Origin of the sequence: Sphingobacterium sp. HJSM2_6 (genome assembly GCF_049316305.1) — a bacterium.
GTDB lineage: Bacteria > Bacteroidota > Bacteroidia > Sphingobacteriales > Sphingobacteriaceae > Sphingobacterium.
On record NZ_JBMOXB010000021.1, the window covers coordinates 1 to 16,207 of the forward strand.

General features: G+C 36.3%; 13 protein-coding genes. 10 read left to right on the forward strand and 3 right to left on the reverse strand.

Annotated features, from left to right (window positions below):
• Nucleotides 1-282 precede the first annotated feature (282 nt).
• On the forward strand, nt 283-1,239 hold the full coding sequence (locus tag ACFRAE_RS16140; RefSeq protein WP_422798208.1) for a TIGR01212 family radical SAM protein: 957 nt from the start codon (nt 283-285) through the stop codon (nt 1,237-1,239).
• Between the two features lie 68 nt (nt 1,240-1,307).
• Here ACFRAE_RS16140 and ACFRAE_RS16145 read toward each other — a convergent pair whose 3' ends face one another.
• Both ACFRAE_RS16145 and ACFRAE_RS16150 read right to left on the reverse strand, forming a co-directional pair.
• The gene (locus ACFRAE_RS16145; RefSeq protein ID WP_422798209.1) at nt 1,308-1,775 is read right to left on the reverse strand and encodes a hypothetical protein; all 468 of its coding nucleotides are present in this window, start codon (nt 1,773-1,775) and stop codon (nt 1,308-1,310) included.
• A 71-nt stretch (nt 1,776-1,846) separates the two neighbouring features.
• The gene (locus tag ACFRAE_RS16150) at nt 1,847-3,196 is read right to left on the reverse strand and encodes a pseudouridine synthase (RefSeq protein ID WP_422798210.1); all 1,350 of its coding nucleotides are present in this window, start codon (nt 3,194-3,196) and stop codon (nt 1,847-1,849) included.
• A 291-nt stretch (nt 3,197-3,487) separates the two neighbouring features.
• Between ACFRAE_RS16150 and ACFRAE_RS16155 the strand changes: the two genes are divergently transcribed.
• The 9 genes from ACFRAE_RS16155 (at nt 3,488) to ACFRAE_RS16195 (ending at nt 14,811) form a co-directional block, all read left to right on the forward strand.
• Nucleotides 3,488-4,174, forward strand: a complete 687-nt coding sequence (locus ACFRAE_RS16155; RefSeq protein WP_422798211.1) for a lytic transglycosylase domain-containing protein — start codon at nt 3,488-3,490, stop codon at nt 4,172-4,174.
• Nucleotides 4,175-4,416: 242 nt separating this feature from the next.
• Nucleotides 4,417-6,564, forward strand: a complete 2,148-nt coding sequence (gene ccoN / locus ACFRAE_RS16160; RefSeq protein ID WP_422798212.1) for a cytochrome-c oxidase, cbb3-type subunit I — start codon at nt 4,417-4,419, stop codon at nt 6,562-6,564.
• A gap of 23 nt (nt 6,565-6,587) precedes the next feature.
• Complete coding sequence (locus tag ACFRAE_RS16165) at nt 6,588-6,764, forward strand: hypothetical protein (RefSeq protein WP_422798213.1); 177 nt, start codon at nt 6,588-6,590, stop codon at nt 6,762-6,764.
• Nucleotides 6,765-6,781: 17 nt separating this feature from the next.
• Nucleotides 6,782-7,699 carry a cbb3-type cytochrome c oxidase N-terminal domain-containing protein gene (locus ACFRAE_RS16170; RefSeq protein WP_422798214.1) on the forward strand — a complete coding sequence of 306 codons (918 nt, stop codon included), beginning with the start codon at nt 6,782-6,784 and terminating at the stop codon, nt 7,697-7,699.
• 18 nt (nt 7,700-7,717) lie between these two features.
• A complete protein-coding gene (gene ccoG / locus ACFRAE_RS16175; protein ID WP_422798215.1) occupies nt 7,718-9,118 on the forward strand; it encodes a cytochrome c oxidase accessory protein CcoG in 1,401 nt (466 codons plus the stop codon).
• Between the two features lie 2 nt (nt 9,119-9,120).
• Complete coding sequence (locus ACFRAE_RS16180; RefSeq protein WP_422798216.1) at nt 9,121-9,546, forward strand: FixH family protein; 426 nt, start codon at nt 9,121-9,123, stop codon at nt 9,544-9,546.
• Between the two features lie 50 nt (nt 9,547-9,596).
• Complete coding sequence (locus ACFRAE_RS16185; RefSeq protein ID WP_422798217.1) at nt 9,597-10,292, forward strand: sulfite exporter TauE/SafE family protein; 696 nt, start codon at nt 9,597-9,599, stop codon at nt 10,290-10,292.
• A gap of 257 nt (nt 10,293-10,549) precedes the next feature.
• Nucleotides 10,550-12,019, forward strand: a complete 1,470-nt coding sequence (cls, locus tag ACFRAE_RS16190) for a cardiolipin synthase (protein WP_422798218.1) — start codon at nt 10,550-10,552, stop codon at nt 12,017-12,019.
• Nucleotides 12,020-12,066: 47 nt separating this feature from the next.
• Nucleotides 12,067-14,811 (forward strand): carboxypeptidase regulatory-like domain-containing protein, encoded by a 2,745-nt coding sequence (locus ACFRAE_RS16195; RefSeq protein ID WP_422798219.1) that lies wholly within the window; start codon nt 12,067-12,069, stop codon nt 14,809-14,811.
• Nucleotides 14,812-15,220: 409 nt separating this feature from the next.
• On the opposite strand, the gene ACFRAE_RS16200 is transcribed toward ACFRAE_RS16195, so the two are convergent.
• Entirely contained in the window at nt 15,221-16,207 is a 987-nt protein-coding gene (locus ACFRAE_RS16200) for a YihY/virulence factor BrkB family protein (protein WP_422798220.1), read from the reverse strand.

The following is a 16,207-nucleotide window of genomic DNA, read 5'->3' on the forward strand; positions in this document are numbered from 1 at the left end:
CGCCAGAGCCGATGGTATTGCCGTAACAGGTGGGAGAGTAGGTCGGTGCCTAATTTTATACGGAAAGCCCGTGATCATATGATCATGGGCTTTTTGCGTTTTATACCTTTATCGTTAAGACCTTAGTACATACTTGTTGTTAAAATAGAATGTGTGATTCTTCCTTTTATGAAGAGTTTTTCTAATTGAAATATAATTAGACACTATACTTACAAATCTCCTACGTATTGTCTCCTACCTCTCTTCTAATATCTAGTTCCAAATGTTTATCTTTGCAGAAGAATGAGTACACAATTAGATAATGGAGTAAAGCCTTATAATCATTATGGGGCCTATTTGAAATCAAAATATAACGGTCAAAAGGTTTTTAAAGTTATTGTTGATGGTAATTTTACCTGTCCTAATCGTGATGGAAGTAAAGGATTTGGAGGTTGTACTTATTGTAATGTAGATTCATTTACGCCAGATACAGCTAGAAAAATTCCTTCTATCCGTGAACAAGTGGAGAATGGGATCGAACGAGCACGCAATAGTTACGGAGCTGAAAAATTCATTATCTATTTTCAACCCAATACGAATACCTATGCACCTACGCATGCATTGAAAATGATGTATGATGAAGCTTTAAGTATTTGTCCTGAACATACTTTAGGTTTATCAGTGGGTACACGACCTGATTGTATTGATTTTGAGAAAATTGCCTTATTAGAGAGTTATACCGATCGTTTTGATGTTGATTTGGAAATGGGTATGGAATCCATTTATAACGATACCTTAGAACGCATTAATAGGGGTTGTTCACACGATGAATTTACGCAAGTCATGGGAATGCTTCAGAACTCACCTTTGGAACTCTGTGTGCATACGATTTTTGGTTTTCCATGGGAAACGGAAGATATGATGTTGAGGTATGCGGATGAAATAAATAAACATCCTCAAATAAAATTTGTCAAGTTACACCACTTGCATATTGTGGAAGGATCTATTATGGGGGTTAAATTTAAAAGAGAACCTTTTAAGTTATTTAGTTTGGAAGAATATACGGAATTTTTAGCCAAATTTATTCCGCTACTAAGACCTGATATCGTTATCCAACGTGTCTTTGGGATTGCTGATAAGGAATTGCTTATCGCTCCTAATTGGAATTTACCAAAATCAGGTATACAAACGAAAATTGATAAGGGATTAGAATCGAGGGGAGTGAAACAAGGTTCACAATACCAGGAATTGATATTTTAAATAAATAAGACTTACAAAAAGAGGGATGAACATAGGTTCATCCCTCTTTTTGTAAGTATATGTTTTTCTTAAGCTTCTACAATAGATTTTAAATCTGCTGGAGAATAATTTATCGATTTTAATGTTTTATGATCTCCATTACGAAATACCAAGAATTTACCATCTATTTCTTTGTAATAAGATTCTACGCCTTTTGCTAAATAGTGTTTTTGTGTAGCAATCGCTTCTTCTTCTGATTTACAAGCTTTACTCATATTAGAACGTTGAACTTCATTGAACAAATCATTAAATTTATCTTTTAGTCCAAATTCTAATATCGCCCCAGAAAGTACATATTGAATATCGCATAGGGCATCTGCAATTTCTACGATATCTTTGTTGTCTATAGCTTCTTGTAATTCTTTCAATTCTTCAGCTATCAAAGATACACGTAAATTGCATCTTGTTTCGGATGGAATAGTAGGTTGTTCTAATATAGGGTGCTGAAATGTTTGATGAAATTCAGCAACGGAAGTTAAACATTTTGGATCTGTCATGAGGTGTTAAATTTCTTTAAAAATACAAAAGTTAGTGGACATAAAAAAGGCACTAGAAAGTGCCTTTTTGATTATTTAATCAGGTGTTTCAACTGAATAATTTCTTTATCTTCTAGGTATCTCCAACGTCCTCTAGGAAGGTCTTTTTTCGTTAGATTCGCGTATACTACACGGTCTAATTTAACGACTTCATATCCTAAGGACTCAAAAATACGGCGTACAACTCTGTTTTTGCCGCTATGGATTTGAATACCTACTTCTCTTTTAGAAGCTCCAGTTACAAAACTTAAATCATCAGGTTTAATAAAACCATCTTCTAGTTCTATACCAAATTGGATTTTATTAAAGTCACCTTGAGTTAAGTTTTTACTAAGCTCTACTTGATATATTTTACTGATGTTATTTCTAGGGTGTGATAGTTTTTCGGCAAGATTTCCATCATTTGTCAATAATAGTAATCCTGTAGTATTTCTATCTAAACGACCAATTGGATAGATACGTTCTCTAGTTGCTTTTGCAACAAGTTGCATAACTGTTTTACGTTCTTGTGGATCGTCGGTTGTGGTGATATAATCTTTAGGTTTGTTTAATAATACATAAACCATTTTTTCACGCTTTAAGCGCTCATTGTTATATCTTATTTCGTCTTTAGCAGGATCGACTTTGGTCCCTAATTCAGAAATAACTTCTCCATTTACCGATATCACGCCTGATTCAATAAGTTCATCCGCTTTACGGCGTGAACAGATTCCTGAATTGGCAATATAACGGTTTAAACGAATTAGGCCATCATCGTCATGATCGGTTTGTTTCTTTTCAGAAAATGATCTTCTAGGTTTACTGAAGCTATTGCCATCGGAACGATCGCGATATTCTTTATGATCACGTTCACCAAAACTACGTCTTGTTGATGGTTTATCTCTATCGTCTGATCTACGTGGTCGTTGATCATCGGTTCGGTCGAAACGATTAGTTCCTTCTTTTTTAAATCTTCCTGGCTTTTGATCACGATCAAACTTGTTGAATTTTTGATCCCTTGCAGGTCGTGCAGGACGACTGTCGCGATCAAATTTGTTGAATTTTGATTCTTTATCAAAGCTTCCTTCTTTGTTCGTACGGTCAAATTTATTAAAGGATGAATCCGAGCGCTTAGAGCGATCAAAATTAGATCTATTTCCACTGTCAGAGCTACCAAACTTACGATCTTTATCGAACTTCTTAAATGAAGATGGACGATCAGATTTACTAAAATTACGATCTTTGTCGGTATTGTTAGATCGGTCTACTTTCCGATCTTGATCTCTGGAGGATGAATAAGGAGTACTTTTCTTATCCCTATTATTATCCCTAAAGCTTTGTGGGTTGCTTTTTCTTCTATTGGAGTTGTCCTCTCGACTGTTCCTGTTGCTACTAAATGGCATATTTTCAAAAAAATTGAACTACAAAGGTAGTTAAAAAAACGAGTATTGCTTGAATTATTTACTATTATTTTAGTAGAATATCTCAGGACCTAAATACACTGATTTTAAGGCAGAAGAAGGTGCTTGTTTTGTAACTATTTGGTATTTAGGAAAATAGTTTGTATCTTTGGAGCTTAATTTTTACCAAGCTGTCGTTTGAACGGAAAGTTATGCGTGGATAGGACAGCAGTAAGGGATTGAATGATTAAAAAAAGAGTATTATGTAGTAGTGTAATTTTGACTGTTTTATTATTGTCTAAGTTATACTCGAACCCCCAAACAGAGCTATTGGAAGATCCTTTTAGAAAGGCATTGGACCAATCCATGAAAGCTAATGTTTCTCAAACATTAGCCGAGAAAAAAAACAAAGAAATTCAAATGATTTCCAATCAAGTGAATTTCGCAGATGAAAATGTTCCTTTAGAAGAGGAAAGAGTAAAACGCAAATTGGATAAATACTTAAAGCAATTTGCCTATCTTAAAAAATCATCTCACCATATACATCGTAAAGCTGATGTTTTACTACCGAAAATTTCCAAAATTCTTCAAAGTTATGGTATCCCCGATGATTTCAAATACATTGCTGTTGTTGAAAGTAGCCTTAATCCGGGTACAACTTCCCACAAGGGAGCTGGAGGATATTGGCAGTTTATTCCATCTACCGCTCGTCTATACGGGCTAAAAGTGAATGGGAAAGTGGATGATCGATTGGATCTCCATAAATCTACCCATGCCGCTGCACGTTACATCAAATCTTTATACAAAGAATTTGGCGATTGGACGCTAGTAGCTGCTGCTTATAATGTAGGTGGTAATCGTTTAAAATCTTCGTTAAGGAAGCAGAATAAAGACAGTTATTACGATCTTCAATTGAATGCTGAAACTGCATCTTATGTGTATAAGATTATTTCTATGAAAACGATATTGGATCAAAGTTAGTTTCTAATTTAAGGATCCTTCTTATCTAAAAGGCTAAATCATCCAGTATGATTTAGCCTTTTTTATTTTATTCAAATCTTGAACCTATTTACTTCCAGTATACGGTGTATTAATTGAGCCTTGGTTTTTTAAAAATAAATTTCAAAAATGTGATTTATATCACCTTTTCTTGCGTCCTATTATCATTAGAATGTCATCGTTATCCCAGTACCTTTGACATGGTTAACTTAATATAAAGAATAATGCAGGTAGAGCAATTTAAGTATGACAACAAGATTGTCAGAGATTTTGGAATCGCAACTGTTATTTGGGGAATTGTAGGCATGACCGTAGGGCTATTGGTAGCTTTGCAATTGATTTGGCCTGCGATTAATTTTGAATCACAGTATACGACATTCGGTCGGATAAGACCTTTGCACACGAACGCTGTTATTTTTGCATTTGTAGGAAATGCAATATTTATGGGCGTTTATTACTCAATGCAAAGAGTGCTGAAAGCGAGAATGTTTAGCGATTTATTGAGTAAAATTCATTTTTGGGGATGGCAATTAATCATTGTTGCATCCGCGATCACCTTACCTTTAGGGCTTACGACCTCGCATGAGTACGCAGAAATGGAATGGCCTATTGACTTAGCGATTACCATCATTTGGGTTGTTTTCGGGATAAATATGTTCGGTACTATTATTAAGCGTAGAGAACGCCATATGTATGTGGCTGTTTGGTTCTACATTGCTACGTTTGTGACCGTTGCCGTATTGCATATTGTCAATTCAATTCAAATACCTATCGGCTTTTGGAAAAGCTATTATGTTTATTCCGGTGTTCAAGATGCTTTAGTACAGTGGTGGTATGGACATAATGCAGTTGCATTTTTCTTAACAACTCCATTCTTAGGGATGATGTATTACTTCTTGCCAAAAATGGCAAATAGACCTGTATATTCTTACAAATTAAGTATACTTCACTTTTGGTCATTAATTTTTATCTATATCTGGGCAGGTCCACACCATTTATTATATACTTCATTACCGAGTTGGGTTCAATCATTAGGGGTAGTTTTTTCCATCATGTTGATTGCTCCAAGTTGGGGAGGTATGATTAATGGCTTGTTGACCTTACGTGGTGCATGGGATAAAGTGAGAACCGAACCTATGTTGAAGTTCATGGTCGTTGCTTTGACATGTTATGGTATGGCGACGTTCGAAGGACCATTGTTATCCTTGAAACAAGTAAATGCCATTGCCCACTTTACAGATTGGATAGTTGCTCACGTGCATATCGGTGCTTTGGGATGGAATGGATTTATGACTTTCGCAGTACTATATTGGTTAATTCCTAGAATCTATGGTACAGAATTATATTCTAAGAAGTTAGCAAATACCCATTTTTGGATTGGTACTTTAGGAATCTTATTCTATGCTATTCCAATGTATTGGGCAGCCGTAGTACAAGGTTTAATGTGGAAAGAGTTTACTCCAGAAGGAGTCTTAAAATATCCAAACTTCTTAGCGACTACCTTAGAAATACTTCCGATGCATATGATGCGCGCTGTAGGCGGTGTATTATACTTGTCTGGGGTAATTATCATGACTTACAACTTAATAAAAACAGTAAAAACTGGAAAACTAATAGCGAATGAGGCTGCAGAAGCTCCTGCTTTGGAACCATTGACTCATCAAGAGGCTTCTAAACACCGTCGATTAGAGCGTAAACCTGTTCTATTCATGGTCTTAGCATTAATTGCCATCCTAATCGGGGGAGTTGTGGAAATGATTCCAACGTTTACCGTTACTAGTAACATACCAACCATTTCTTCTGTAAAACCTTATACTGCATTAGAGCTGACAGGTCGCGATTTGTATATACGCGAAGGCTGTGTGAACTGTCACTCGCAAACTATTAGGCCGTTCCGTTCAGAAACAGCGCGGTATGGAGAATATAGTAAAGCTGGAGAGTTTGTTTACGATAGACCATTCTTATGGGGATCTAAACGTACCGGTCCAGATTTGCACCGCATTGGTGGAAAGTACCCGCACAAATGGCATTATGACCATATGTTGGACCCTACAATTACCTCTCCTGGAAGTATTATGCCGGCTTATCCATGGTTATTAACACAAGATATCAGCTATAAATACCTGACCAGTAAAATGAAGGTGATGAAGAATTTGGGGGTGCCTTATTCAGAAGCTGAAATAAACAATGCAGAAGCAGATGCTCGTGCACAGGCTGCAACGATTGCCAAGGATTTGGAAGCTAATCAAGTGGAAGCTGAACCAAATAAAGAAATTATTGCAATGATAGCCTATTTACAACGCTTAGGTACCGATATAAAAGGGGCACCTAAAGGAACAACAGAAGTTATTAAAGTGGACGAAACGAATTAAGTAAAAACTGAATTAGAATTATTATGTGGAGGCAAATAACAAATTTACAAGGTGACGAGATCTATTTAATTATTTCTCTTCTCATCTTCCTATCCTTCTTCATCATGGTCGCTATTATGCTTTTTACGATGAAAAAGAGCTTCGTGGATTACATGAAGGGTTTACCATTTGAGGAGTCTGAAAAAGAATTAGAGAATTAACCTGAATCTTAACGAATATGAATATAATACTATTAGCCGACGTAGCAGCAACAAGTGCGAAACCTCTAGGTACAGGCAATCTGTATAATGATATATTTTATATCAGCGTATTTTTAGTGCTGTTAGCGGTATTATTTGCAGCATTGGCTATCAATAAAGCGCTTCGCTCCATGCTGAAGGTGACCATGCCTGAGGTAGTGAAAGAAGAAAAGCGTCTTTTGGAAGAAAAGAAAATTGCCCGTAGAACCTATTGGAAGAAAACTTGGGATTACATCACAGGATTGAAACCTTTAGCAGAAGAAAAAAGCCTAGTCATTGAAGACCATGAATACGATGGAATTGAGGAGCTAAATAACCCTATTCCGGTTTGGTTTAGTGCTTTGTTTTATTCATCCATTGTTTTTGCTATTGTTTATATCCTTATCTATCATGTACTGGGGATTGGTTTAAACCAAGATCAAGAATACGAACGAGAGATGGCATTAGCAGAGAAAGCAAAACAAGAATATTTATCCAAAAGTGCTAATTTATTCGATGAGAATACCATTACTGTAGATGCTTCCGGGTCTCTTGCAGCCAATGGAAAGGGAATATTTGTCAGCAATTGTGCCGCATGTCATGGTAACGATGGGGAAGGTACTATTGGGCCAAACCTAGCCGATCGGTATTGGATACACGGTGGAGAAATTAAGGACATTTTTAGAACCATTAAGTATGGGGTTCCAGATAAAGGGATGGTTCCTTGGGAACAAACCTTGACACCTGCACAAATTGCGGAGGTTAGTAATTACATATTGACACTTCGTGATACGAAGCCTACAAACCCTAAAGAGCCACAAGGAGAAGAAATTCTGACTTATGAGAATGAATCAGGCGCTGCTGAGCAGACAAACGTAGGGAGTGGAACAGATAGCGTAACTGTAGAAAATAAATAGGCTGAAAATTATAAGATAATGGGAATAGCAACAGATGACCACCATCCAATAAACCAACCTGATAAATCGAAAAGACAATGGATTTATGCCAAAAAACCTGCTGGCAAACTCTATAATTATCGACAGGTCGTTGGATACAGTCTGTTGCTATTCTTTTTTCTTGGTCCCATAGTGAAGATCAATGGGAACCCGTTCTTGATGTTCAACATCTTGGAACGGAAGTTCTCCATCTTTGGAAATATCTTTTATCCACAGGATATGCATATCTTTTTATTTGGTATGCTTATCGTATTGGTTTGTATCGTTCTTTTTACGGCAGTCTATGGACGTGTTTGGTGTGGTTGGAGTTGTCCGCAAACCATATTTATGGAATTGATTTTTCGACGGATAGAATATCTTATCGAAGGCGATTGGACGCAACAAAAGAAATTAAATGAAGGTCCTGATTCGGATGCTAGAGCATGGAGAAAAGTCCTAAAGCACAGTGTCTTTTTACTCATTTCCTTTCTGATCTCTAATTTGTTTTTAGCGTATATTATTGGTTTTGATGCCTTGGTCAAAATTGCCACTGATCCAATCGATCAACATCTCGTCGGTTTTATTTCCATCCTCGTCTTTACCCTTGTTTTCTATTTCGTATTTGCATTTGTCCGAGAAATTGTCTGTACGCGAATTTGTCCTTATGGAAGATTACAAGGAGTTTTATTGGATGATCATTCTGTCACAGTCGCCTATGATGCCTCAAGAGGAGAACCTCGGGGGAAAATAAAAAAAGGAGAGCAGCAAGCTACAGGCGATTGTATTGATTGCAACCTCTGTGTACATGTATGTCCTACTGGAATTGATATTCGTAAGGGGACACAATTAGAATGTGTTTCATGTACAGCCTGTATAGATGCCTGCGACGCAGTCATGGAGAAAATTCATAAACCAACGCGGTTAATTGGATTTTACACATTGGCAGAAGCCGAAGGAAAAGAAGTGCCCAATCAAGGAAAGAAAAGAAATAACAGAGCGATTATCTATTCGGTAATTCTCTTGATTTTGATGAGTATATTTGGCTATTTAGTATTTAGCAGGTCGGATGTTGGTGGCCGCTTACTTAGAGCTAAGGGAAGTTCTTATCAGCTCAAAGACGATGGAACAGTAAGTAATCTTTATACGCTTGAATTAATTAATAAGACAAGTCATGATCTGGACTTTGAATTAATAAGTAAGAACCCTGCCATTAAAGTACAGCTAGTTAACCCAATGAGCCAGATTCAAAAAGAGGGAAGTGCTACATTGAGTTTATTTCTGATTACAGAGAGAAAGAATATCTTGAACTATAAAACGGATGTCGAAGTCGAAGTGAAATCTAAAGGTAAATTGTTAGAAACCTTAGAAACAACTTTTATTGCGCCACCTTCAAAAAAGTAATAATGAACTGGGGATATAAAATAGTTTTTGGCTTAGGTGCTTTTATGCTGTTTATCATAGCAGCTGCTATCTATATGGTTTCACAAGATACAGATAGTTTAGTAGAAACAGATTATTATGAAAAAAGTCTTAGCTACGATGAGACTATTCAAAAAAAGGAAAATCTACTGAAGGATCAAGCAAAGCCTACAGTTATGGTCAAAGCAGATACCTTAATTCTTCAATTTACAGGTGCTGGTAATCAGGGATTACTATTGTTTAAACGATCAGACGAAAATAAAGGAGATAAGGAAGTTCCATTTGCAACCCAAACTCAGGTATTTAAATTGCCACTTAACACTTTTAAATCGGGAAGCTGGAATTTGGATGTGGATTGGAAGCATCAACAAATAAGTTACTTATCTCATCATCAACTTTTTGTTCCTTAGGAACAGGTAAATGATGCTGCAACAGCAAGTAGTATAAAATATATTAGCATATGACCTATCATTACATCGCATTCTTTATGGGGCTTCTAGGCAGTGTACATTGTGCTGTTATGTGTGGCCCATTATTGATTGCTATTCAAGGTGGTCAAACCATCAATTGGAAAACAACCCTAAATAAACTCATCTATCAAGCTGGTAGAATTCTCAGCTATGTATTGTTGGGCTGGATACTAGGTATTTTAGGTCGTGGAGCAGCAATATATGGATGGCAACAGGGCTTTAGTTTATTCACTGGAATATTACTAATCCTACTGGCATTTGTTTTTATGTTTCAACATAGTTCCAAATCCTTTGCTTCATTTCAAACTAAAGCAATACAACCATTCACTAAACTCATGAGCAAGTGGTTGTTTAGACCAGGAGGAAGTTTTATTGCTGGTATGCTAAATGGCTTTTTACCCTGTGGTATGGTCTATATGGCCCTGGCATCTGCAGTAAATGCAGATTCAATAGCCAATAGTTTAGTCTTTATGCTTTTATTTGGATTAGGCACATTGCCTTTACTAATCCTTTTTTCATTTGTCGGAAACTTCCCTAAACGTATTTTTAAACAAGGCTTTTCTAAAATTCTGCCTGTATTATTTTTAATTATGGGCATTTGGTTTATCCTTCGAGGTGCAAATCTTAATATTCCCTATTTAAGTCCATTACTCCATGTCAATGGTGCGATGAACTGCAGCGCATAACTTCCCATAGTTTCCTAGCTACTCGATTTCTAATTTAAGCCCATAGGTTTTACGAGCAAGCCATGGAAAGCTAGACCCTGGAACGCTTAAAACATATTTTGAATTCCGTTGTTAGTATAAACACAGCCTAAAAGGAATTGAGGTTTCAGGACTTGGCGCAATGAAAATTCTTTTCTATCTTGTAATCAAGGTTGATGCCTATCAAAATCAGCTTAAAATGCTGATTTTTTCATTGAATGGATAACAAATCATCTTTTATGAGGGAGTATATAGATCCTGTAATCGTATTTCTTGAGCAGTGGGGATGGATACCTATGATATTCATTTATCTCGGCGTTATCATCACTATTTTAATTGAAAACAGAAATCCTACAAAGACTATTTCTTGGGTTTTAGTCATCGTTTTTTTACCCTTTGTTGGGTTAATTCTGTATTACCTGTTTGGGCAGAAATTCTCCAAAGTGAAAAAGATGAAGCGTATCAACCATGAACAAAGTTTACGATTAAAAAAAGAGTTTCAACGATTAGAGCCATTAATGTTATGGTCTATTCGCAATATTCATAGTAAAATAGGCGATTTATCCCGCGTATATGCCTACTTGAAAAATGAGAAACTATCTACCCCGACTTTAAACAATGAAGTAACATTGTTGAACAATGGTGAAGAAAAATTCCCAGTTTTCTTAGCTTCATTAGAAGCAGCCAAGCATTCCATTCATTTAGAATATTATATATTCGATATAGATACCATTGGAACACAAGTATTGGAACTATTGGAGGCAAAAGCAGCTGAAGGGGTTAAAGTACGCTTGATTGTCGATAGTTTTGGTTCACCAAAGCTTGTTCGCTACTTTAGAAATAAAAAAGACTCCTTAATTGAATTTCAAGCTTTTCTTCCAGTTACGTTTACGTCCCTCGCGAATAGCAACTATCGGAACCATCGGAAAATTGCAATAATTGATGGTTTCAATGCATTCATTGGTGGAATAAATATCTCAGACCGATACATTAATCCCAATAGCCATAAGCTCTATTGGAGAGATACCTCGGTTCAAATCAAAGGCAATGCCGCTTCTATGTTTCAAATTAGTTTCTGGAATTCTTGGAATCAGACCGAAGGAGAGCCCTTTCAATTGGATGAAGGGTATATCAAAGAAACTGCGATTGTCTCAGAAGATTTAAGTGCGGTTGCTATTGCTTCCAGTGATCCTGGATCATTGGGTCCGTTCAATATGGAAGCATTACTTATTAGTATAGGGGAGGCTAATGAGTCTATTCGACTCTGCACTCCCTATTATATCCCGACAGACGAGTTAGCCACCGCTTTAAAATCAGCAGCAGCAGCAGGTGTCAAAGTAGAACTGATGGTACCACTCGAAGGCGATAGCTGGATAGTTCAACATGCTTCATTATCTTTTTTAAAACCTTTATTAGAACGTGGTGTACAAGTCTACCGGTATAAAAGAGGGTTTTTACATGCTAAAACGGCCATCATCGATGGTAAGATCGCTTATGTAGGTACAGTGAATTTAGATTTTCGCAGTTTTTACATCAATTATGAAGTCGCTGCCGTCATTTCCAATAAGGCGTTTTGTAAATCCATGGAAGATCAATTTGAATTGGATAAACAAGATTGTGAGTTAGTAACTTTAAAAGAATGGAAGAAACGTAAACCTTGGAAACGTGGAATCGACTCCCTTTGTCGTTTATTGGCACCTTTATTATAAGCGCAAGCTGTTAAAAATAGTGAATAAGCATTTATCTTCACCAAAAAATGAATATATTTAGCTTTTTGAAAAATGAAGAATACATGTTGAAATTCAAGCGCCTATTAATTCCAATCCTTTTCCTATTGGTTGTACATTTCAGTACACATGCCCAAGAAAAACCCCAAATACCCATTAATACGGTTGTTGAAAATGTACAAAAGTATTTCTCGGTATATCCAGTAGAGAAAATACATATGCATTTCGATAAACCCTATTATGCTGTCGGAGATACGTTATGGTTTAAAACCTATTTGAACACCAATTTGTTCAATTATGATCCGAGTAAAGTGGCTTATGTAGAGGTTTTAAATAGCAGAGACTCTTTGATGCAAGTTATGCGGATTCCATTAAAAAATGGAGGTGGAGATGGTCATTTAGTGTTAGATCCTCAATTCTGGGCACAAGATAACTATCGTTTCCGCGCCTATACCAAGTGGATGATGAACTTCGATTTAGATTTTTACTTCAATAAAGTCGTACCTATTGGTGATGCCATCAATAAAAAGTTAGGGGCTATTGTGACTTTTTCTCCTGATGGTTCTAAAACAAAAGCAACTTTGCAGTTTCGAGGTAAGAATGGTCAATTATTGAACAATCGTAAACTGACTTGGGAGGCCAATGATGGTTGGGATGCTTTTGACAAAGGAAAAGGGGAGACGGACGAATTGGGCCGTGTGATCATCAATTTAAATAATAAAGAAAAAGAGAAATTTAAAAAAGGTAGGATACTGGTTAAATTAGAAGATCAAGAAATTCTAGTGGGTCAATACGCTTTATCCAATGCATTATGGGATGCTGACGTACAGTTTTTTCCTGAAGGGGGAGATCTCCTCGCTGCTGTCAATAAACGAGTTTCCTTTAAAGCGATTTCCTCTCATGGGGTCGGTATAAAAGTAAAAGGAAAAATTATTGATAGTAAGAAAACTGAACTGGCTACTTTTGAAGATTTAGGACTGGGTATGGGATCATTTATGTTAAATCCAGTCTTTGGAGAAACCTATAAAGCGGTCGTAAGTTTTGAGAACGGAACCGAGAAGACGTTTGATTTACCTGCCGTGGTTCAGAATAAAATCAATGTCGTTTATGTTTCTCAAGATACAGCCAATATATCAATTGGTTTAGTGACGAACGATACCTATTTTAAAACTATTGAAAATAAACCCTTTTACATTTTTGGTCAATTAAATGGTCACCTTGTATATGGGGCTCAAATTTCAATCAAAAGCAGCTCTGTAGCTATTAAAGTGCCATTGAAACAACTTCCTAACGGAATTATTCAATTGACCCTGATGTCTGCTGCAGGCGAACCAATCTCTGAGCGACTCGTATATATTCAGCCTCAAAAGTTTATCGGAATTCAAGTAAAGACGGATAAGCCAACCTATGCTAAAAAAGATTTAGTAAAACTAAAACTAAACTTAGATACCCATGTAGATAGTATTCCTGCAAGTTTCTCTGTCGCAGTTATCGATGAAACTAAAGTGCCTTATGAAGACGATAAGGATCGTGGAATAATCAGTAATATGTTGCTTACCTCCGATTTAAAAGGATTTGTAGAACAGCCTAATTATTATTTCAATCCAGCGAATGAGAACAGGTTAGAGGCATTAGACGCTTTATTGATGACACAAGGCTTCCGAAGATTTGATTATAACGATTTAATCAAAGGAAAATTACCTGCTTTACGTTACATGCCCGAACTGGGTATCAGTATATCCGGTATATTAAGACAAAATACTGGAAGAACTCAACCTGGCGCCGGACTATTATTGACCATTCCTGGCGCAGGTGTTAAAAAAGATGCCTATACAGATCAACAAGGGAAGTTTGTTTTTCAAAACCTAGTATTTAGGGATTCCTTGAAGGCCACAGTTAACGCACGTAGTAATGAAAACTACCGGAATTTGGTCATTACGATGGATGCTACTGAATTCCCCAAAATAGATGAGAATAATCCATATAAAGGTTTATTCATTCCCAACATAGATGAAAACTTAGAAGCCTACTTGGATAATAGCAAGAAAGAATTCAGAACTTCAAATTTAATCGAAGAAGTTGTGATAACCAAAGCCGTAGAGAAGAAACAAACGAGTAAGGATTTTTCTAATCTGACAGGTTTATCTATGCCTGAGCATACCATTGATGGCAGTCGGTTTGCAGGTTGTAATGTGTTAAGCATGTGTTTGAATACATTCTTAACAGGAGTGACTTACGATGTCAATACCTTAAAGTATTATGTTACGCGTAATTACAATCAGGGAAGCCGTGTACCCGTACAATTTTTCTTAAATGGAATGCCAATCGATGAACATACATTAAACTCCATACAAGTTTCAGAAATTGAAACGGTCGAAATCTTTCTTAAAGATGATTTAGGAACGGTTAGAAATATTTATCAAAATGATGGTGTGGTATCGATCATCACGAAAAAAGAAAAGAAACAACCTCGTATGACCATGGCGCAAATTGAGGCGATGTTACCTAAATCCAATGTGATTGATTTATTCCCATTAGGATACGTGAAGCAACGTAAATTCTACATGCCTAAATACAGTACAGCGGAATCTAAAAATACGAATGACTACCGTACAACCGTATATTGGAATCCAGAAATAGAAGTATTAAGCAAAGGAGAAATAGATCTTGAATTTTATAATGCAGACGGTGCGGGTAAATACAAAGTGATTGTAGAAGGTAATGATATTTCAGGAAATGTCGGAAGACAGATTTATTACTACGAAGTAAATTAGTATCACATATCCCCAAGTGGAAATATTAAAACAGCTAGCTTAATCATTAGGCATTAGCAAACTAACAAAATAAAAAAGGTTTATGAATATCAAATTTCATAAACCTTTTTTATTGGTTGTTGCGGTATGCTTCAAGCTAGTTAATTTCCAGTAATAGAAGGTCAACAATAGGCATTGTAGTATAGTAAGCCTATTTAGAGCGCAGTTTAAAGCTGTGTGCGCTTCCCTATTTCCATACAAAACTTTAGCGTATATTCTTGCAGATAAGCTGGAATAGTACGTTTATGTAGGCGTAGGTAATCCAACTGAAAAACTAGCTTGTATAAGTAACATCGCATTAGAATCCGATAATTTTCTATGGCTGATCGATAAACAGCTGTTTTGAAAAGGCAGTTGAGTTTAACTATCTTTATTGAACAGGGTCGTTATGTTTTTTAACGACTTCCCTTATCCCAGTTTCCGGATCAATTTCCAATTCCGTTTGTTTAACTAATACCGCAAAGGAGGAGGGTTGAATACCTTTGCCATATTTAACCGCATATTCCTTGGTAAATTCAGCGCCAAAATAAAGAATGGCTGAAGAGTAATACACCCAAGCCAGCAAGATTATGATGGATCCTGCGGCACCATAGGAGCTTGCGGTAATATTTTGAGATAGGTATAAGGAAATCAAAAACTTACCTAGCATAAACAATAAAGATGTGAATATGGCTCCCCCTAAGATGTCTTTAAATCGAACTTTCGCATCGGGAAGGAAGGCGTATATAATCCCAAATAAGGTACTAATTACCAAAAAGGTAATGGAACTATTAATCCAATCAATGAGGTTAATATCCCAATTAGCCATAAATCGATTGAAATAATCGGTCATAATACCAATCAAACTGGAAATGATAAGAGACGCCAATAATAAAAAGACCAAGCCTAAAATCATGGAGAAAGAAATTAATCGATTGACGATCAATTTTAACCAGCCTTTTTTTGGTTTAGGCTTCACTTTCCAAATAGAATTAATAGAATTCTGAATATCCACAAAAATGGTGGTAGACGTAAACATTAAGGTGGCACCACCGACGATAATCCCGATATTGGAAGATTTACTATCTAAGGATAAATTATGGATGGTTGATTCCAATAACGAAGCGATGTCTTTTCCAAAGAGTTGGTTGAGTTCATCGATGACTTGCTCTCGAGCTCCCTCACTTCCATCTAAGGCATTACCATAGAAAAATCCAAGCGTCCATGTTAAAATCAATAATAGAGGACCAATAGAAAATATAGTGTAATAAGCTAAAGATGCACTTAATTTCATGCAATTATCTTCCGCGAATGCAGCGCCAGCATTCATTAGCAATTTCCAAAAATCTTTTATTTTTCCCCAAATACTATCAATCAT

What these genes read in the sequence shown, in the direction of transcription:
- ACFRAE_RS16170 (WP_422798214.1), top strand. Translation starts at nt 6,782, where the DNA reads ATGAATATAATACTATTAGCCGACGTAGCAGCAACAAGTGCGAAACCT.
- ACFRAE_RS16145 (WP_422798209.1), bottom strand. Translation starts at nt 1,775, where the DNA reads ATGACAGATCCAAAATGTTTAACTTCCGTTGCTGAATTTCATCAAACA.
- ACFRAE_RS16200 (WP_422798220.1), bottom strand. Translation starts at nt 16,207, where the DNA reads ATGATTGATAGTATTTGGGGAAAAATAAAAGATTTTTGGAAATTGCTA.
- cls (WP_422798218.1), top strand. Translation starts at nt 10,550, where the DNA reads ATGAGGGAGTATATAGATCCTGTAATCGTATTTCTTGAGCAGTGGGGA.
- ACFRAE_RS16185 (WP_422798217.1), top strand. Translation starts at nt 9,597, where the DNA reads ATGACCTATCATTACATCGCATTCTTTATGGGGCTTCTAGGCAGTGTA.
- ACFRAE_RS16140 (WP_422798208.1), top strand. Translation starts at nt 283, where the DNA reads ATGAGTACACAATTAGATAATGGAGTAAAGCCTTATAATCATTATGGG.
- ccoN (WP_422798212.1), top strand. Translation starts at nt 4,417, where the DNA reads ATGCAGGTAGAGCAATTTAAGTATGACAACAAGATTGTCAGAGATTTT.
- ccoG (WP_422798215.1), top strand. Translation starts at nt 7,718, where the DNA reads ATGGGAATAGCAACAGATGACCACCATCCAATAAACCAACCTGATAAA.
- ACFRAE_RS16165 (WP_422798213.1), top strand. Translation starts at nt 6,588, where the DNA reads ATGTGGAGGCAAATAACAAATTTACAAGGTGACGAGATCTATTTAATT.
- ACFRAE_RS16150 (WP_422798210.1), bottom strand. Translation starts at nt 3,196, where the DNA reads ATGCCATTTAGTAGCAACAGGAACAGTCGAGAGGACAACTCCAATAGA.
- ACFRAE_RS16195 (WP_422798219.1), top strand. Translation starts at nt 12,067, where the DNA reads ATGAATATATTTAGCTTTTTGAAAAATGAAGAATACATGTTGAAATTC.
- ACFRAE_RS16180 (WP_422798216.1), top strand. Translation starts at nt 9,121, where the DNA reads ATGAACTGGGGATATAAAATAGTTTTTGGCTTAGGTGCTTTTATGCTG.